The sequence below is a fragment of the Streptomyces sp. NPDC051104 genome, from assembly GCF_040682835.1.
In the GTDB taxonomy this organism is placed as follows: Bacteria; Actinomycetota; Actinomycetes; order Streptomycetales; family Streptomycetaceae; genus Streptomyces; species Streptomyces cynarae.
This window is the reverse complement of sequence record NZ_JBFBBS010000012.1, coordinates 99,615-117,159: the sequence shown is the minus strand read 5'-3', so window position 1 is coordinate 117,159 and position 17,545 is coordinate 99,615. Positions and strand designations below refer to the sequence as shown.

Annotated in this window: 17 protein-coding genes and 2 pseudogenes; 5 read left to right on the top strand and 14 right to left on the bottom strand. The window is 71.1% G+C overall.

Going from position 1 to position 17,545, the window contains the following annotated elements:
• Positions 1-111 precede the first annotated feature (111 nt).
• Positions 112-645 carry a hypothetical protein gene (locus tag AB0N14_RS19525; RefSeq protein WP_366026925.1) on the bottom strand — a complete coding sequence of 178 codons (534 nt, stop codon included), beginning with the start codon at positions 643-645 and terminating at the stop codon, positions 112-114.
• A gap of 349 nt (positions 646-994) precedes the next feature.
• Positions 995-2,017 carry a transposase gene (locus AB0N14_RS19520; RefSeq protein WP_366026924.1) on the bottom strand — a complete coding sequence of 341 codons (1,023 nt, stop codon included), beginning with the start codon at positions 2,015-2,017 and terminating at the stop codon, positions 995-997.
• Between AB0N14_RS19520 and AB0N14_RS19515 the strand changes: the two are divergent.
• Positions 1,995-2,953 (top strand): annotated as a pseudogene (locus AB0N14_RS19515) (AbfB domain-containing protein); the annotation flags it as partial. The gene AB0N14_RS19520 and the pseudogene AB0N14_RS19515 sit on opposite strands and share 23 nt — an antisense overlap.
• Here AB0N14_RS19515 and AB0N14_RS19510 read toward each other — a convergent pair.
• The 7 genes from AB0N14_RS19510 to AB0N14_RS19480 all read right to left on the bottom strand — a co-directional run bounded on the left by AB0N14_RS19510 (position 2,925) and on the right by AB0N14_RS19480 (position 9,764).
• Positions 2,925-4,094 (bottom strand): GDSL-type esterase/lipase family protein, encoded by a 1,170-nt coding sequence (locus AB0N14_RS19510; RefSeq protein WP_366026923.1) that lies wholly within the window; start codon positions 4,092-4,094, stop codon positions 2,925-2,927. The pseudogene AB0N14_RS19515 and the gene AB0N14_RS19510 sit on opposite strands and share 29 nt — an antisense overlap.
• 16 nt (positions 4,095-4,110) lie before the next feature.
• Entirely contained in the window at positions 4,111-4,698 is a 588-nt protein-coding gene (locus AB0N14_RS19505; RefSeq protein ID WP_366026922.1) for a TetR/AcrR family transcriptional regulator, read from the bottom strand.
• 89 nt (positions 4,699-4,787) lie between these two features.
• Positions 4,788-6,119 (bottom strand): enolase C-terminal domain-like protein, encoded by a 1,332-nt coding sequence (locus AB0N14_RS19500; protein ID WP_366026921.1) that lies wholly within the window; start codon positions 6,117-6,119, stop codon positions 4,788-4,790.
• Positions 6,120-6,172: 53 nt separating this feature from the next.
• Positions 6,173-7,510 carry a gluconate:H+ symporter gene (locus tag AB0N14_RS19495; RefSeq protein ID WP_366026920.1) on the bottom strand — a complete coding sequence of 446 codons (1,338 nt, stop codon included), beginning with the start codon at positions 7,508-7,510 and terminating at the stop codon, positions 6,173-6,175.
• A gap of 153 nt (positions 7,511-7,663) precedes the next feature.
• Positions 7,664-8,434, bottom strand: coding sequence for a sulfite exporter TauE/SafE family protein (locus tag AB0N14_RS19490; RefSeq protein WP_366026919.1), 771 nt, complete (start codon positions 8,432-8,434; stop codon positions 7,664-7,666).
• Between the two features lie 232 nt (positions 8,435-8,666).
• On the bottom strand, positions 8,667-9,053 hold the full coding sequence (locus AB0N14_RS19485; RefSeq protein WP_366026918.1) for a PPOX class F420-dependent oxidoreductase: 387 nt from the start codon (positions 9,051-9,053) through the stop codon (positions 8,667-8,669).
• Between the two features lie 75 nt (positions 9,054-9,128).
• Positions 9,129-9,764 carry an HAD family acid phosphatase gene (locus AB0N14_RS19480; RefSeq protein ID WP_366026917.1) on the bottom strand — a complete coding sequence of 212 codons (636 nt, stop codon included), beginning with the start codon at positions 9,762-9,764 and terminating at the stop codon, positions 9,129-9,131.
• A gap of 238 nt (positions 9,765-10,002) precedes the next feature.
• On the opposite strand from AB0N14_RS19480, the gene AB0N14_RS19475 reads away from it, so the two are divergent.
• The gene (locus tag AB0N14_RS19475) at positions 10,003-10,980 is read left to right on the top strand and encodes a DUF3800 domain-containing protein (protein WP_366026916.1); all 978 of its coding nucleotides are present in this window, start codon (positions 10,003-10,005) and stop codon (positions 10,978-10,980) included.
• 166 nt (positions 10,981-11,146) lie between these two features.
• On the top strand, positions 11,147-12,544 hold the full coding sequence (locus AB0N14_RS19470; RefSeq protein ID WP_366026915.1) for a S1 family peptidase: 1,398 nt from the start codon (positions 11,147-11,149) through the stop codon (positions 12,542-12,544).
• 121 nt (positions 12,545-12,665) lie between these two features.
• On the opposite strand, the gene AB0N14_RS19465 is transcribed toward AB0N14_RS19470, so the two are convergent.
• Both AB0N14_RS19465 and AB0N14_RS19460 read right to left on the bottom strand, forming a co-directional pair.
• The gene (locus AB0N14_RS19465) at positions 12,666-12,854 is read right to left on the bottom strand and encodes a hypothetical protein (RefSeq protein WP_366026914.1); all 189 of its coding nucleotides are present in this window, start codon (positions 12,852-12,854) and stop codon (positions 12,666-12,668) included.
• Positions 12,855-12,949: 95 nt separating this feature from the next.
• A complete protein-coding gene (locus AB0N14_RS19460; protein WP_366026912.1) occupies positions 12,950-14,110 on the bottom strand; it encodes an ROK family transcriptional regulator in 1,161 nt (386 codons plus the stop codon).
• A gap of 48 nt (positions 14,111-14,158) precedes the next feature.
• Here AB0N14_RS19460 and AB0N14_RS19455 point away from each other — a divergent pair.
• Positions 14,159-14,839 (top strand): annotated as a pseudogene (locus tag AB0N14_RS19455) (gfo/Idh/MocA family oxidoreductase); the annotation flags it as partial.
• Positions 14,840-14,870: 31 nt separating this feature from the next.
• On the opposite strand, the gene AB0N14_RS19450 reads toward AB0N14_RS19455, so the two are convergent.
• On the bottom strand, positions 14,871-15,566 hold the full coding sequence (locus AB0N14_RS19450) for a L,D-transpeptidase family protein (RefSeq protein ID WP_366026911.1): 696 nt from the start codon (positions 15,564-15,566) through the stop codon (positions 14,871-14,873).
• A 103-nt stretch (positions 15,567-15,669) separates the two neighbouring features.
• A complete protein-coding gene (locus tag AB0N14_RS19445) occupies positions 15,670-15,912 on the bottom strand; it encodes a non-oxidative hydroxyarylic acid decarboxylases subunit D (protein WP_366026910.1) in 243 nt (80 codons plus the stop codon).
• Between AB0N14_RS19445 and AB0N14_RS19440 the strand changes: the two genes are divergently transcribed.
• Entirely contained in the window at positions 15,895-16,152 is a 258-nt protein-coding gene (locus AB0N14_RS19440) for a helix-turn-helix domain-containing protein (protein WP_366026909.1), read from the top strand. The genes AB0N14_RS19445 and AB0N14_RS19440 overlap by 18 nt on opposite strands.
• 21 nt (positions 16,153-16,173) lie before the next feature.
• Here the strand turns inward: AB0N14_RS19440 and AB0N14_RS19435 are convergent, their stop codons facing one another.
• Positions 16,174-17,544, bottom strand: a complete 1,371-nt coding sequence (locus AB0N14_RS19435) for an ATP-binding protein (protein ID WP_366026908.1) — start codon at positions 17,542-17,544, stop codon at positions 16,174-16,176.
• Between the last annotated feature and the right edge of the window lies 1 nt (position 17,545).

The following is a 17,545-nucleotide window of genomic DNA, read 5'->3' as shown; positions in this document are numbered from 1 at the left end:
CGCTGATGCCGGACGTGCTGACGCTGCACCTGGACGAGGACCGGCCGCCGACGGCGGGCGCCACCGTCCCGGTGATCGCTACGAGGTCGTTGCGCGGGCAGTTCGGGCGCGTCACCCTGGCCTCGGAGGCCTACCGGGCGGTCCCCGTGTACACGACGGACGGGCTGGCGGTACGGCTGCTGAAACGGTGGCACGCAGGGTCCCGGGGCCGTCGGGGTCGGTGCCCGTCCGCTGGGCGGGGGCGCTTGTGGCGGGTGACCGGGGCGGCGGCGCCGCGGCGTGCTGCTCGATGCCGTCGCCCTGCGGGCCGGGCAGGAGGAGGGCGGCACCGAAGCCGATGAGGGCGGCCGCGGTCACCCCGACCGTGACCGCCGCGCGGCGCAGCGTAAGTCCGTCGTCGGCGGGCCGCTCGCGCCGGCCCCGGGCGGACGGTACGGGAGGCCGTTCCTCCGTCGCGTCCTCGGCGGTCGCCGGCGCCACGTGGACGACGATCGGCTCGTAGACGGGTTGCGGCGGGCGCCTCTCCCCTTCTTGCAGCTCTCTGCCCAGTTCGGCCAGGGCCTCGGTGCGGCGGCGGCGCACGACGTAGGTGGGTTCCAGCACCCGGCGCCGCAGCGGCTGACCCCGCCCGGTCGGTGTCGACACACTGCTCTCCTTCCGTGCCCGCGGTCTCCCGCCGTCCCCGGGAAGACATACGTGTGGGGACGCCGACCGGTTCACCGGCAATCCCCAGTCACCGCGGCGACGGTGCGTCCGCCCGGCGCCCGGGCATGATGCCCTGAGCGGCCACTGCCCCACAGAAATCGGCAAGCATCGCCTTCACCATTGACGCTCGCTCAGCTCGCCTCTACCTTCTGACCGATTCACCGAACCTCGTTCGAAATCCACGCCCTTTGAAGAGCGCATGAGCGTCCACCCCCTCCCCGGTTCACGGCCGTCGCGCCGAATGTTCCTCGGTGTGACTCCTCCCTCTCATGAATGAGGGGGCTTCTCGCTATGCCGGTGCGGCTTCGCGACGGACCAGCCCGGCCCGTAGGACATTGACAGCGCCCACCGTGTCCGCGTGCGCGTTGTGGCCGCAGGCGACGCAGTGGAACTTCTCCTGTGCGGGCCGGTTCTCCTTGGCGGTGTGCCCGCATTCGGGACACCGTCGGGAGGTGTTGCGGGGGTCCACGGCCATCACTTCCCGTCCGGCGCACTCTGCCTTGGCGGTGAGGATCTGGAGGAACACCCCCCATCCGGCATCGTTGATCGATCGGTTCAGCCCGGCCTTCGCGGCGGCCCCGTTGGGCAGGAAGCTGCCCGGCTGGTCGGGGTCCGGCTTCGGGGCCGGGGCCTTGCTCATGTTGCGGATCTTGAGGTCTTCGTGCGCGATGAAGTCGTGTTTGCGTACGAGGTCAAGCGCGGTCTTGTGCGCGTGGTCCAGGCGCTGTCGGCGAACCTTGCGGTGAAGCCGGGCCGCCTTCTCCACGACCTTGTGACGGCGCTTGGAGCCGCGCTTGCAGCGGCTGAGCGCTTGCTGTGCGGCTTCGAGCTGTGCGACGGCTCTCCGGCCGTGTCGGGGGTCGGGTACGAAGCCACCGTTTGAGTCGGCAAGGAAGTTGGCTATGCCCATGTCGATGCCGACTACGCTGCCCGTCGCCGGAAGCGGCTGGGGGGCAGTCTGCTCGGCGGTCAGGATGACGTACCAGCGCTTGCCCTCGCGCTTGACCGAGACCGTCTTGACCTTGCCCACCACGGGCCGGTGCTGGTGCACCCTGACGTGCCCGACGCCCTGGAAACGGACACGGGTCACGGGGTCGTGCGGCGTGGAGTCCCACCGGCAGCCGTCCCCGTCCTTCGGGAACTGAACCGTGTCGAACCGCTTTCCCGGCCGGAAACGTGGACAGCCCGGCTTGTCTTTGGCCTTGATGCGGCGGAAGAACGCGGCGAACGCCTTGTCCAACCGGCGAAGCGTCGCCTGCTGCGACGAGAACGACCAACGGCCCTGACCGGGGCGCGGCCGGTACGCGATCATCTACTCCGCCGTCAACGGCAGCGGCCACAACGTGATCATGGTCAACTACACCACCGACTTCCTGACGGTGTCGTCCCCGCAGGTCTTCTTCGACCCCGGCCACGACGTCATCGACGGTGACATGGCGGTAGGGGCTGGCGGCATGAACTACCTCTACTTCAAGGACAGTTCCAAGCAGGCTCTGGTGGGCGCGCGGTCCGCCACCCTGGATCCCGGCAGCTTCACCGTCTTCAGCACCCCGGCCGCGCACGGCGGCACCGAGGCACCGATCCTGGTGAAGTCGCAGACGTCCAGCACCTGGACCTGTGGGGCGACACCTACACGCCCAACGGCGTCTTCTACGCCTGGCAGAGCACCGACCTGGCCTCCGGCACCTGGACGGCCCTGGACCAGCGCGACTACACCCAGCCGGTCAACTCCAAACACGGCACGATCCAGCCGATCACCACGAGCGAGTACACGAACCTCGTGGCCAAGTGGGGCGCTCCGGCCTGGCGGCGGCTGAAGTCGTACAACTACCCGGCGCGTTACGTCCGGCACTCGAACTACGTCGGCCGTATCGACGAGTACCCCTTCGACCCGTACACGGACGCGCAGTGGAGGCTCGTGCCCGGTCTCGCCGACAGCTCGGGAGTGTCCTTCCAGTCGGTGAACTACCCGACCCGCCACCTGCGCCACTACGACTACCAGCTGCGGCTGGACGTGAACGACGGCACCTCGACGTTCGCACAGGACGCCACGTTCTACTCCACCGCGGGGCTCGCCGACTCCTCGTGGACGTCCTTCCGCTCGTACAACTATCCGACCCGCTACATCAGGCACTCCGACTACGTGCTGCGCATCGACCCGATCTCGACGGCCACCGACCGGGCCGACGCCACGTTCTCCGTCGGCTATTGGGCCCTGCCTATACCCGGAAGGGGCCGTCGGCCGTGAAGGCCAGCTCGGCGAAGCGTTCGCCGATGTGGCGGTGCGTGGCGGCGTCCGGGTGGAGTTCGTCGGGCAGCGGCAGCTCGGCGGCATCGGCCTCGCCGTAGAGGTCGCGGCCGTCGAGATGGTGCAGGTTCGGGTCGTCGGCCGCCCGCTGCCGTACGATCCGGGCCAGCTCGTCACGGATGACGGCGAGGGTCAGCTTGCCCTGCGCCACCTCCGCCGGGTCCCCGGCGGCCCGGAAGCGGAGTCGTCCGGTGGCGAGGGCGGTGAAGTCCGGGGCGCTGGGGCCGGGGGTGTCCTCGTGGATGGGGCACAGCAGGGGCGAGACGACCAGCAGCGGTGTGGTGGGGTGGCCTTCGCGGATGGTGTCGAGGAAGCCGTGCACGGCGGGGGTGAAGGCACGCAGACGCATCAGGTCGGTGTTGACCAGATTGATGCCGATCTTGATGCTGATCAGGTCGGCGGGGGTGTCGCGCAGGGTGCGGGCGGTGAACGGGTCGAGCAGGGCGCTGCCGCCCAGGCCCAGGTTGATCAGTTCCACGCCGGCGAGGGCGGCGGCGAGCGCGGGCCAGGTGGTGGTGGGGCTCGCGGCGTCGGAGCCGTGGCTGATCGAACTGCCGTGGTGCAGCCACACCTTGCGGCCCCGGTCCGGTACGGGCTCCACGGGCGCGTCGGTGCGCAGGGCGACGAGCTCGGTGGTCTCGGTGTGCGGGAGCCAGATCTCCACGTCCTTGAGCCGGTCGGGCAGGTCGGTGAAGCGGAGGGTGACGGCCTGTCCGGGCCGGTGTTCGGCGGTCCCGGTGGCCATGTCGATGGTGAGGGTGTGGCCGCCCGGCACACTGGCCCGGCCCGCCAGGTGGCCGTCGACGAGCAGGTCGTAGACACCGTCCGGGCGGGGCGGGGCGCCCCCGTAGACTCGCTTGGTCGGCAGGGCGTCCAGTTCCACGGCGGTGGCCCGGGTGCGGAAGGCCAGGCGGACACCGGAGGGCTGGGACTCGGCCAGGGCGAGTTGCGGGTCGGCGCACTGGGCGCGGGCCCGGGCGGGCAGCCGGTGCGGCAGGACGCCGTGCGCGGTGCGCTCCAGGTCGAGGGCGCCGCGCAGGAGGTCCGCGGTGACGGGTGTGGTGATCCAGTGGGTGTTCATCGCTTCAACCTGTTGATCAAGATGCCCAAGTGTCCGCGTTCGTGGGCCAGTTGCGCAGCAGGGCGTCGAGGCGGTCCAGGATCCATGTCCAGGACTCCTGTGAGTCGGGAGCGCTGTGACTGAAGCCTCCGGCCGCCTCCAGGCTGACGTAGCCGTGGAAGACGCTGCCCAGCAGCCGGACCGCGTGCGTCTGGTCCGGTTCCGTCAGGTCGTACCCGCGCAGGATCGCGCGCGTCATCTGTACGTGCCTGCCCCCGGCGCTGGCGGCCGCCGTCTCCGGGTCGAGCCGGAACCGCGCCGCCGCGTAGCGGCCGGGGTGCTCGCGGGCGTAGTCACGGTAGGCGTTCGCGAAGGCCGTCAGGGCGTCCCTGCCGGCCCGCCCGGCCAGCGCCTCGGCGGCCCGGTCGGCGAGTTCCTCCAGGGCCAGCAGGGCGATCCGGGTCTTGAGGTCATGGGAGCTCTTCAGGTGCGAGTACAGACTCGCGACCTTGACATCGAACCGCCTGGCGAGCGCGGAGACGGTGACCTGGTCGAAGCCGACCTCGTCGGCCAGTTCCGCCCCTGCCCGGACCAGGCGTTCGGTGGTCAGCCCTGCGCGCGCCATCGCCTGCTCCTTCGTGAACCTGAAGTGATTATGCACTTGCCTAAACTCATTAGGCAAATGACATACGCGCATGGGCGGCGCTCGGCGCGTCAGTCGCGCACGGTGCAGGGCCGCTTGGCGTCGAACGTCCAGTCCTCGGCGAGGTACCGCATGCCGGCGGCGTCGTCGCGGTCCGACAGGGCCTTGCTCAGGTAGAGCTCGTGGGCGGCGAGGAGCCGGTCGCGGTCGAGCCGGACGCCGAGGCCGGGGGTGTCCGGTACGGCGACCTCCCCGCCGGTGATCCGCGGCGGCTCGACGGCCAGGCGCTCCAGTCCCTCCTGCCAGATCCAGTGGGTGTCCAGCGCGTTGTACTCGCCGGGTGCGGCGGCTCCGCAGTGGGCCATCATGGCCAGGGAGATGTCGAAGTGATTGTTGGAGTGGCAGCCCCAGGTCAGCCCCATGGCGTGGCACAACTGGGCGACACGGACCGACCCCTGCATGGTCCAGAAGTGCGGGTCGGCGAGCGGGATGGAGACGGACTGCAGCGCCAGCGCGTGGGTGAGCTGGCGCCAGTCGGTGGCGATCATGTTGGTCGCGGTGGGCAGCCCGGTGGCCCGGCGGAACTCGGCGAGGATCTCCCGCCCTGAGTAGCCGCCCTCGGGTCCGCAGGGGTCCTCGGCGTAGGCGAGGGTGCCGACGAGGGGCCGGCACAGTTCGACGGCTTCGCGCAGCGACCAGCAGCCGTTCGGGTCGAGCGTGATACGGGCGTCCGGGAAGCGCTCCTTCAGGGCGCGCACCGCCGCGACTTCCTCAGGGCCCGGCAGCACACCGCCCTTGAGCTTGAAGTCGCGGAAGCCGTAGAGCTCGTGCGTGGCCTCGGCCTGCCGGACGATCGCCTCGGGGGTGAGGGCCTCCTCGTGGCGGATGCGGTACCAGTCGGAGCCCGCGCCGCGTTCGCGGACGTAGTCCAGATCGGTCCGGTCGGGGTCGCCGACGTAGAAGAGGTAGCCGAGGAAGCGGACGGAGTCGCGCTGTTTGCCGTCGCCCAGCAGAGCGGCGACGGGCACCTCGAGATGCTGCCCGAGCAGGTCCAGGAGCGCCGATTCGACGGCGGTGACCGCGTGCACGGTGGTGCGGAGGTCGAAGGTCTGCTCGCCGCGTCCGCCCGCGTCCCGGTCCGCGAACCGGTCGCCCATCGCGCGCAGGACACGCTTGTAGTCGCCGACGCGTGCGCCGACCACGAGCGGCTCGGCCTCGCGCAGGGTCCGTGTGATTCGCTCCCCGCCTGGCACCTCACCGAGCCCGGTGCGCCCCTCGGAGTCCTCGATGACGACCACGTTGCGGGTGAAGTAGGGGCCGTGCGCGCCGGAGAGGTTGAGCGCCATGGAGTCCCGGCCGGCAACCGGGTACACGGAGTAGGAGGTGACGGTGGGCTGGCCCATGACAGGACTCCTCGGTCAGGTGCGGAGGTGGTGGGGCGAGAGGGGGACGCGGGTCACACGCCGATGGCGTCCAGGATCGACTCCATGGCCAGGACGCCGCCGAGGCCGAGCATCGCGAGGACCGTCGTGTACGTGGTGCGCGCCTTGATCGCGTCGAGGACGGAGAGGTTGAAGTACTCCTTGAACATCCAGAAACCCGGGTCGTTCACGTGGGAGAACGCGATCGAACCGCAGGAGACGGCGAGGACCATGATCTCCGGGTGCACGCCGCTGCCCGCCAGCAGCGGGAGGGCCACGCCCGACGCGGTGACGACGGCGACGGTCGCCGAGCCCAGGGCCACGCGGAGGATGGCCGCGATGAGCCAGGCGAGGATGAGCGGCGACAGGGACCAGCCGTCGGTGGCGTTCTTGATGTAGTCGGAGATCCCGCCGTCGACGAGGACCTGCTTGAACGCCCCGCCCGCGCCGATCACCAGCAGGATCATCGCCATCGCCTGGGCGGCCGACCGGCACGAGGCGCTGACCTCCTCCAGGCTGCGGCCGATCCGCGGTCCGAACGCCCAGATCGCGACGCACAGGGTGAGCAGCAGGGCGGTGGGCGCGGAGCCGATGAAGGCCACGAAGTGCAGGACGGGGCCGGAGGCGGAGGTGGCCAGGTCGGTCACCGCCGCGCCGGCGATCAGCACCACGGGCAGGAGGGCGACCGACAGCGACCAGCCCATGCCGGGCATCTCCTCCTCGGTGAAGACACGGTCGCTGACCAGGCCGGTGGGTATGGACGGGTTCATCCTCCGGACGAACGGAAGGCGTGGCCACACCAGGGCGGTCAGGGCACCGGCCGGAACGGCGATGAACAGGCCGTAGAACAGGGTCAGTCCGACCGAGGCGTGGAAGGTCGCGGCGACGGCGGTGGGGCCGGGGTGCGGCGGCAGGAAGCTGTGCATGGTGGACAGGGCGATCGACATCGGCAGGCCGACCCACAGCAGGTTGGCCCTCGTGACCCGTACCAGCGTGAACGCGATGGGCACGATGATGACGAACGCGACCTCGTAGAACATGGTGACGCCGATCAGCATGGCGGTCAGCACCATGGCGACCTGGACCCAGCGCGGGCCGCAGACGTCGAGCAGCTTTCCGGCGATCCGCTGGGCGGCGCCGGAGTCCCCCATCACCCGGCCGACCATGGCGCCGAGCCCGATGGTGAGCATGGTGTCGCCGATCTGCCCCCCGATGCCGTCGGAGAGGACGTCGGGGATCTTCTCCAGCGGGATGCCCCGGACGAGGGCGACGCCGACGGCCACCAGCAACAGGGCGGCGAAGCCGTTGAGTCTGAGCTTCGTCATCAAGAAGAGCAGGATCAGCACGCTGATCGCTACGACAACAAGTGGCATGGGTCAGTTCCCCTTTGAACCGCGCGGTCGCCTACTTGAACGACGTCTGTATATAAGGACGCCATCTACACATGAGGATGGAGGCTAGGGTTGTGGACGCCGCAGGTCAATGGGTAGGGGTGGATGGAATCTGATGAGGCGACGGAATCCGACTCAGCGTCCGCTCGCCTGGCGCCAGAGGGAGAAGGCCAGGCCGAGGCCCGCCAGGGCGATGGCGATCCGCAGCGGGGTCTCGGGCAGGCGCCGTACGATCACCGGGCCCACCCGGCTGCCGACGAGGCACCCGAGACCGAGCGCGGTCGCGGCCGTCCAGTCGACCGGGGCCAGGAAGGCGTAGGCGACGGCCGCGGTGACGTTGGCGGCGCCCGTGGCGATGTTCTTCACGGCATTGGTCACGGGCAGGGGCTCGCTCGCGGACAGCGACAGCACGGCCAGCATCAGCACGCCCGCCGCGGCGCCGAAGTAGCCGCCGTAGAGCCCCACCACCAGGACCGCGCAGGCCGGCGGCAGTTTGGCGCGGACGCCGTCGCCCCTCGACGGATGTTTCGCCACCAGCCGGCGCAACGGCTCGCGGGCCAGGATGAGTACGGACCCCAGGGCGATCAGCCACGGCACGACACGCTCGAACGCCGAGGACGGGGTGCCCAGAAGCAGGGCCGCACCGGCCGAGCCTCCCGCGGCCGCGAGCAGGGCGAGCCGCACGAGACGTCGGCGCTGGCCACGCAGTTCCTCGCGGGAGCCGACGGCGGTGCCCACCGTGTTGGAGAACAGCGCCACGGTGTTGGTCACATTGGCGGCCACCGGCGGAAGCCCGGCGGCCAGCAGCGCGGGGTAGCTGAACAGAGAGGCCAGACCGGCGATCGAACCGGCGAGCCCGGAGGCGACCCCCGCACCGGCGAGCAGCACAACGGCGCCGACGTCCACACGGCCTCCCTCTCGAAATCGACGCGGCCCATACTCCCTTCATCCCGTCCCATATCCAAGATGATGTCTACATAGGGAGACAGCTCTGGCATGACGGCAGCCAGGCGAAGCATGCTTCGGATACCGGCGCGCCTGGCCGTCGCCCTGCTCACGGGGGCGTTACCCGTGCCGGCCGGGCCGGGAGCGGCCCCCGCCACGACCACCGCGGAGATTCCCGCGTCCGCCGGCCGTTCTATGCCTGAGCCGGCGTCACCCGGATGCCGACCGTGCCCTTCTCGCCGCGCCGCAGCCGGCTGCCGAGAAGGGTGAGGCGGCCGACGAGGCCGTACTTGCGGGCGATCAGTTGCCGGTAGCGTGCGGTGGTGGCCGCGTCGCAGATCTCGGCGGTGGCGGGGATCTGCTCGCCGGTCGGGTTGCCGCGCAGGTCGCAGGGGCCGACGAGCACGTCGGAGCGGGCCCGGATCCGCTTCACCTTCCAGGAGTCCGCGGCGGTCCACACACCGAGCGCGTCACCGTCCCGCACCACCCAGACCGGGGTGGCCACCGGGGTGCCGTTCCGGCGGTAGCTGGTGACCAACAGGTACTTGCCCGTTCCGAGCTGATCCAGGAGCGCGTGCATGAGCGCAGTGTAGGTGCCTCACGTGAGAGGGCGCCGGTACGGCCGTACCGGCGCCCTCTCACGCGGAAAGGACCGTCAGGACAACGTGCCGTCGTAGTCGGGCAGCTTGAACGTGCGCTCGGCGTGGCCGCCGACCAGGTCGGAGTCGTTGTTGCCGACATTGGCGATGATCGTGTAGCCCTGCGCCTCGATCTCCGCGCGCTTGCTCGTCTTGTACGCGCTCACCTCGTCGAACAGGTCCGGCAGATCCCGCACGGAGAGGCCGTCGACCGGGTAGCCCACCGTCTTGAGGTTCCATTTGGTCTCGGCCTCGATGATGCCGGGGCGCGCGGTGACGAAGAAGACGGAGACTCCTCGGGACTTGGCGTACTTCGCGAGCTCCAGGGACGGCTGGACCGCCGGGGTGGGCACCTGGTACCAGGGGTGGAAGTACGTCTCGAGGGTGGTGTTGTCGATGTCGAAGACGATCGCGAGCTTCTGCCCGGTCGCGGTGCGCTGCCGGAGGTACGGCAGCGCCTGGTCGATGACCGCCTTCACATCCGCCTGCCAGGTGGCGTAGTCGACGCCGGCGGCCTGTGCCGCCGCCACGCTCACGGTGGTTGCCGCGGGAGCAGCGGAGGCGGTTCCCGCGGCGGTCACCGAGCCGCCGATGCCCAGCGCCACGACCGCCGATACCGCGCCGATGCGGCGCACCGCACCACGTCTTGTCATGCCCGTCCCTTCCCTCTCGTCCACATCGCGTCCGTGCGGCGACGGCGTCTCCGCCACGGCCGCGCCGGACATGTTCACGTCCAATGATGGACACCAGACCACGCGAGAGTTACTGACGCGTAGACAGTTACTTCCGAGTAGCCGGGGATTGGCGGGAGTCCACCGGCGGCGTGGGACGGTTCGCCGTGCACCGTGTGCGGGATGATCCTCATGCGGTACGAGGGCAGGGGGCGAGAGGGTGAGCCGGCATCGTGAGAGTACGGTCCGCGCGCGGACCGCGGGCCGACTGCTGGAGGTGGCCTGCGACGAGTCGGGATCGGACGGCGAGAACCTCACCAGCGGGAACACCGACGTGTTCGCGCACGCCAGTGTGCATCTGCCTCTCCCCTCGGCGACCGCGCACGTCCAGGAGATCCGGGACCGCATCCGCTCGCCCGCGGAGGAGTACAAGGCCACCCATCTGCTGCGTGAGAAGCACCGCGCGGTGCTGGAATGGTTTCTCGGCGCCTCGGGGCCGCTGCACGGGCACGCCCATGTCCTGCTCGTGGAGAAGTCGTTCTTCGTGGTCGATCGTGTGGTGGACCTGCTGCTCGGCGATCCGGCGCCCGCCCTCGCCCTCTTCCGCACCGGGCGTGAGCGCTTCGGAGACGAGCGGTGGCAGCGCTTCCTGGAGGCGTCCAACGACCTGATGCGGGCCAGGAGCAACGGGCAGCCGGAGGCTCCCGTCGACTCCTTCTTCCGCGTCGTCGAAGACCTGCTCCGGGCAGGTCCGCGGGGCGACGCGGGCGTCGAGACCCTCGCGCTGCTGGCCGGGGCGCGGGAGAGGGCGCGGGCGTACCGGGCGCGGATCGCCGACGGGCCGGCGGTCGTCCCGGCCCTCAACCCCCTGTTGCCGGCCCTTGTGCGCACCGCGGCGTACTGGGGAGCGGGCGGGCACCGGGTCGCGCTCGTGCACGACGAGCAGAACGTGCTCACCGCGCAGCGCATCGCCTGGCTGAAGGAGACCACCGGGCTCTTCGGGTTCCGGCTCGTCGACTCCCGGCTCGATCCGCGGGTGCAGCTCGCCGACTTCCTCGCGGGGATCGCCCGCAAGATCGCCTCCGACGAGCTGAACGGGCGCGGCGACACGGCGCTGACCGCGCTGCTGCGCCCGTACGTGAACGGGGACTCCTTGTGGGGGGACGAGCACAGCGGCGTCTCGCTGCGGCGCTCGTAGGTCCTTTCATCCACTCGCGCCTGACCGGCGACGCCCGGCCGACGGCGTGACTTCCGCGGCGCGTCGGTGAACACCCGGGCACGTGCGCACGTATGGAGTGAGGGCGCGCGACGACCGGAGTGCCCCGCGGTGGTGACGCCGTGCTGTTCGGGTTCGGGAGCCATGGATGAGGCATGCACGACGACGGATCGTCCGGCGGGGGGCTCGCATCGCGGCCGTCGGCGGACTGCTCCTGGGCGGTCTGATGGTCACCCAGGCCCTGGCGAGCGAACCGTCCGGCGCGCAGACCCCCTTCAGCACGGGCACGTCGGCCGTGACCGCCTCACAGACGGGCTCCCAACTGGTGTCCCGGCTCGGCACCTCCCGGACGGCGGGCAGCTGGCTCGCCTCCGACGGGAAGCCCGTGGTCGCCGTGACGGACAGGGCCGCGGCGGACGCTGTGACAGCGGCCGGGGCCCGGGCCAAGATGGTGCGGCACAGCATGGACCAGCTGAAGTCGGCCACGAAGACGTTGAGTTCCGCCCCCAGGGTGGCGGGCACCGCCTGGTCCGTGGACTACCGGACCAACCAGGTCGTGGTGCAGGCCGACCGCACGGTCTCCGCGTCCGACTGGTCCCGTATGACGGAACTCGCCCACGGCATCGGGGACTTCGTCCGGATGGGGCGCACCCAGGGACGGTTCACGACCCGCGCGGCCGGCGCCCAGCCGATCTTCTCGACCAGCGGCCGCTGTTCCGCGGGCTTCAACGTGACCAACGGGCAGGGCCAGTTCATCCTCACCGCCGGGCACTGCGGCCCGGGCGGCACGCTCTGGTTCTCCGACAACACGGGCCGGACGCAACTGGGCCGGACCGTCACCTCGGAGTTCCCCGGGGACGGCGACTTCTCCCTCATCCGGTACGAGAACGGGCAGGCGACGCCCGGGGAGAACGTCGTGGCCATCGGGGGCGGGCGCGGGGTGCGCATCACGGCGGCCGGGGACCCGGTGGTGGGTGAGAAGGTGTTCCGCAGCGGCAGCACCAGCGGTCTGCACGACGGCGAGGTCACCGCGCTGAACGCGACGGTGAACTACCCGGAGGGCTCGGTCACCGGTCTCATCCAGACCACGGTGTGCGCCGAACCGGGCGACAGTGGCGGCCCGTTGTTCTCCGAGGGCATCGCGCTCGGGGTGACCTCGGGCGGCAGTGGGGACTGCCAGGCGGGCGGTACGACGTTCTTCCAGCCGGTGACGAGGGCGATGGCCGCGCTCGGGGTCCAGCTGACGGAGCAGGGGCAGGCGCCGGGCGGTGCGAGCGCCGGGGCCTCCACCGCTCCCGCGCCGTCCGTCTCGGCGTCTCAGGGTGCGGCGATCGCGCCCGGGTCGGCGGCACCGGGCGCGGTCCAGGAGGTCGGTGCCACCGGAACGGCGGACGGACTCCTGTCGCGGCTCACCGACCCGCGGAACGTCGGGCCCGGTCTGCTGGTGATCGCCGGCAGCCTGGTCGCGCTGGTGGCCACGCGCTACATCCGGTCGGAGCAGGAACGGAACGCCTATCGCCGGGCGTACTCGGGGACCTGGGGCTGAGCGGCCGGGTCGCGGTCCTCTCGGGGGTGCCGCGGGTGCCGGAGGTAACCGGGCCTGCCGCGGGTATGCCGAGCCGGCCGCCGTCGGGTGGTCGCAACGCGGGAGGTGGCCGAGCGGGCGGTCAGGCCGCCTTCGTCCGACGCGGCGAGGAGGCCGCGGCCCATTCCAGGACGAGCCGCTGGTACTCCCGCCGCTCCTCGAGGCTCAGGATCCCGCCGCTGCGGAACCACAGTGCCCGGATCTCCTCGTTGACCTCGTCGGCGGACCGCTCCGCTACGGGTTCAGGAGTGGTGGACATGCCGTGAAGCATACGGGCCCCAGCGTGATGGCGATGTGAGCAATCAGGCACCTCCCGGCATTCCGGACCGTGAAGCTGATCACGTCATCTCCGGCCGGCCGGACACCTCATCCGTCCACGACACCCAGCACGAGCACCTGGATCGCCAGCACCGCCGCACCGCGCGCCCAGTCGTGGAAGTCGGAGACCTTGGTCTCCAGGCCGACCGGGACGGCCAGCGGGTGACGATGGGCGCGGATGGTCTCCTCCACCGTCTTCCCGGCCACGTCCATCAACCCCACCCCCTCCCCGGCCAGCAGGATCTTCTGCGGCATCGCGAAGTTGGAGATCTGGGCGACCAGCGTGCCCAGGGCCCGCGCGGCCTCGTCGACGACGCGGGAGCACATCGGCTCGCCGGCGGCGGCGAGCCCGAGGATCTCCTCGTACGTCTTGTCGCTGCCGGTGGCGGCCAGGATCTGGTAGCGGATGCTGGGGATGGTCAGCAGTGAGACCGCGCTGCCGCGCTCGCCGGACGGGGTGAGCGGCCCGTTGGCGTTGATGATCCAGTGCCGCCCGAAGCCGCCGTCCTCCTCGGCGCAGGGCACCCGCTTGCCGCCCAGGACGAGGCCGTAGCCGATGCCGGCGCCGATGGTGAGGACGACGAAGCGTTCCAGACCGCGGCCGGCCCCGAACCAGGTCTCGGCCTCGACGAGCGCGGCGACGTCGTTCTCGACGACCACCGGAAGCCCGGTGCGCTCCTCCACCAGCCGGGCCAGCGGTACCTCGCGCCAGTGCAGGAAGGCGGACTCGCCGACCACGGCGCGGTCCTGGACGAGTCCGCCGACGCCGATGCCGATGCCCGCCGCCGTCGGGAACTCGGCCGTGAGCGCGCCGGTCATCTCCGCCAGCAGCGCGGCCACATGGAAGGGATCGTGGCTGGTGAGCGGGCGGTCCAGGCGGGCGACGACGTCACTTCTGAGCGTGGTGACCACGCCGTAGACCATCTCTTCGGTGATCTTGAAGCCGAGGAACGTCCGGGACTCGGCGACGACGTCGAGGGGCTGCGAGGGTCGCCCCTGGCGGCCCTCGGCCGGACCGCCCCCGTCGGCGACCTCGATCAGCAGACCCGACTCGATCAGCGGCTTGGTGAGCCGGGTGAGGCTGCCGGCCGAGAGGTCGAGCCGTCGCGCGAGGTCGGCGCGCGAGAGCGGCCCGTGGACGAGCACCTCGATCGCCACGGCACGCTCGCCGGGACTCAGGGGCAGCCAGCTGGCGGCGCGTGCGGTCATGCGACCCGACTCCCACAAGATTTCTTTGCGGTGGAATTAATCACAGGCACCGCCAGCTATCCCCCACTGCTCTACCCGACCCACTCGGTGGGCGGTGTGCTCGGCGCCTGGCAGACGCACGCGGTGAGCGTGTCCGCGATCGGCGTGCGCGACGAACGCGGGGACGGGGTCTTCGACACGGAGATCAGCCAGTTCGACAACGACTTCTCCAACGCCACCGCGCTGTTCGAGGTGGCGGGCGGCGGCTCGTTCCGTACGAACGAGTTCCGTCGGGTCGGCTACCCGTCGCACATCCGGGAGTCGCGTTTCAGGTTCTTCGGCACCGAGGCGAGCATGGAGCAGCTCGCCACGGTGGCCCTGTGGCAGGACAAGAAGGGGGTCAAGGACATCACGGAGCTCCTTGAGCCCAAGCCGACCATGGCCCCCGACGACCCCTCGCTCCAGCACATCGCGCCGGAGCTGCGGGCCGCCTTCACCTCCGGGTCGGCACCGGTGCACGACCGCTCGCGGCTGCCGCGGGAGTTCGACAACCTGCACAACGGCCACGAGGGCAGCCACCACTTCCTGGTGGACGACTTCGTGACGGCCGTCAACTCCCGCACCCTGCCTTCCGTGAACGCCTGGGTCGCGGCCCGCTACACCCTGCCCGGGATCATCGCGCACCAGTCGGCGCTGAAGGGCGGTGTCCGCCTGGAGATCCCGGGCTTCGGGGACGCTCCGGCGGTGTGACGCTCCGCTGCGGCCGAGCCGGGTGCCTGTCTCACGTGCCCGGCTTGCGGCCGTAGACGAACACGTCGTCGCCGACCTTCAGCAGCGACCAGTACTTCTTGGCGTCGGCCGTGGTCATGTTGACGCAGCCGTGGGAGCCCGGCGGGTTCCACATGCTCAGGTTGACCGAGTGGAAGGCCTGCCCGCCGTCGAAGAACTGGCTGTAGGGCATGGGGACGTTGTAGATGGTCGAGACGTGGTGCAGGTCCCGCCAGTAGATCTTCTTCAGGCCGGTGCGGGTCGCATAGCCCTTGCGCCCCGTGCGCACCGGCACCGGTCCGTAGACGAGGCGGCTGCCGTCCTGGATCCAGCTGAGCTGGAGCGTCAGGTTGACGCAGGCGATGCGGCCCTTGTTGACCGGGCACTTGCCGTCCTTGTTGGGGTTCTTGCCGACGGCCTTCTGCTTGTTCATCAGGTCCATCACGCCCCAGGTGACGGGCCCGGCGTAGCCGATGGCGGGTGTGATGCCGTGCTTGTTCTGGAAGGCCTGGACGGCCTTGCAGTCGGCGGGCGACTGCCTGCCGTCGACCGGGCGGCCGAGGAACTTCTCCACCTGCTTCTGGTACGGACCGGTCTGCGTGGTGCAGCTCGCCGCCTCGGCGGGAGCGCTGGTGAGCGCGAGGGTGAGCGGCGCCACCAGCCCCGTGATCCCGAGCGCGACGGCCCCCCGTCTGCGTATGTCCCCCATGCCGGGCCTTCCTTTCCAAGTTTCTGCGGTCCTTTGCACGCTAGACCGGCATGGGGGCCGGTCGGTTGTGACGATGCTCACACTGTGACGAAACGGTGAAGTATCAGGAGCGCAGCGGCGGTACGGCGGGCACCTCGATGGCGTTCTCGATGTCCGCCTCGGTCATCCGGAACCGCTCGGGGTAGGCGTCACGGCTGGTGCGGCGTGCGGGTTCGGGACCTGGCTGACGTAGCCGAGGCCGTGCGGGGTGGTCATGGCGTCCGTACGCCCCGCTGCGCCCCGTCTTCCACCAGGTGATCGCGGTGGCGGACGGCCCCTGCGCCTGGCGGTGGACTTCGTCGACCACGATCTGGGCCCAAGCTCCTGGCTGTGGATCCGTCCCGGGCAGGTGCAGCGGTTCGGGCCCGGCCTGCCCGAGGCCGACGGGAGGCGGCTCCTCCAGCACAGCGGTCTGCCGGCGAGGGCGGTCGCCGGGCGGCCGGGCTTCGCGGATCCGAGCGACTTCACCAAGTTCTTCCGGCTGCGCACGGGCACCACGCCGGGTGTGTTCCGGGCGCGGGCCCTGGGCCGGGACACGGGCGCCTGAGGCCGGGGACCAGCCGACCGGTCAGGCGTCGGTCGCCGGGATGCGGACCACGATGCGGGCTCCGGGGTCGTTGTCCTCGATGCCGATGTGGCCGTGGTGGGCGACGACGAGGTCGCGGACGATCGCGAGGCCGAGGCCGCTTCCCCCGGTGTCCCGGGCGCGGGCCCCGTCCAGGCGGGTGAAGCGGTCGAAGACACGGCGGCGGTCGGCCACCGGGATGCCGGGACCGTCGTCGGCGACCACCAGGAGCGCGGCGCGGTCGCGGACGCCCAGGCTGACCTCGATCCGTCGGACGGCGTACCGGAGGGCGTTGTCGAGCAGATTGCGCACGACCCGGGCCAGGGCGTCCCCGTCGCCGTACACCCGGGCCGCGCTGACGGCGCGCTGGTCGATGACCACAGAGGTGTGCCGGCGGGCGTGGCGGACCTCGTGGAAGACGATCTCGTCCAGGTCCACGGGGCGCATGCGCAGCCGGGGCCGGGCGTCCAGGCGGGCCAGCCGTACCAGGTCGTCGACGAGCCGGGACAGCCGCTCGCTCTCCTCGACGAGGGCGGGTCCGCGGGCGGCCCAGTCGGCCGAGCCGGGGTGCCGGACGGCCACCTCCAGTTGGGTGTGCAGACTGCTCAGCGGGGAGCGCAGCTCGTGCGCGGCGTCCGCGATGAACTGCCGTTGCCGCCGGGTGGCGACGTCCAGCCGGGCCAGCAGGTCGTTGAGGGTCCGCGCGAGCCGGCCCAGGGCGTCGTCGGCCGGGGGCGGGTCGAGGCGGCGGCCCAGGTCGCAGGCGGTGATCTCGGCGGTCTGGGCGCGCAGGGCCTCCACGGGGCGCAGCGCCCGGCCGGTGAGCAGCCAGCAGACGCCGGTGAGCAGGGCGACGGCCGGCGGCACGGCGATGGCGAGGCCCACGGTGAGCTGGGCCAGGTTGTGGTCGATGGCCGCGGTGGGCACCGCGACGTACACGGTTACCGGGTCGTCCTTGTCCCCGGCGGCGAGAGCCACCGCACGCCAGGTTCCGTCTCCGCTCAGGGGCAGTCCGTGCACGCTGTGGGCCGTGCCCGAGACGGTCGGCGGGAAGCCGAACAGCGCGGGCCGGCCCTCCAGGTTCGCGGAGCTCGAGCGCACCACGTGCCGGGTGTCGACGACCTGGACGACGGTGTCGCCGCTGCCGGAGGCCGGCAGGACGCGGGCGAGGCTGTCGGTGTCGACGCTGGCGGCGATGACCTGGGCCCGCTGGAGCGCGGTCTGGTCGAGGCCGGTGATGAGGCTCATGCGCAGCCAGACGACCAGCAGACAGGCCGCCCCGACCAGGGCCGCCGCAATCATCAGGGCGGCCGCGGCGGTCAGCCTCAGGCGCAGGGAGCGCCGGGCCCACCACGCGGGGACGGGGAGGCGCACG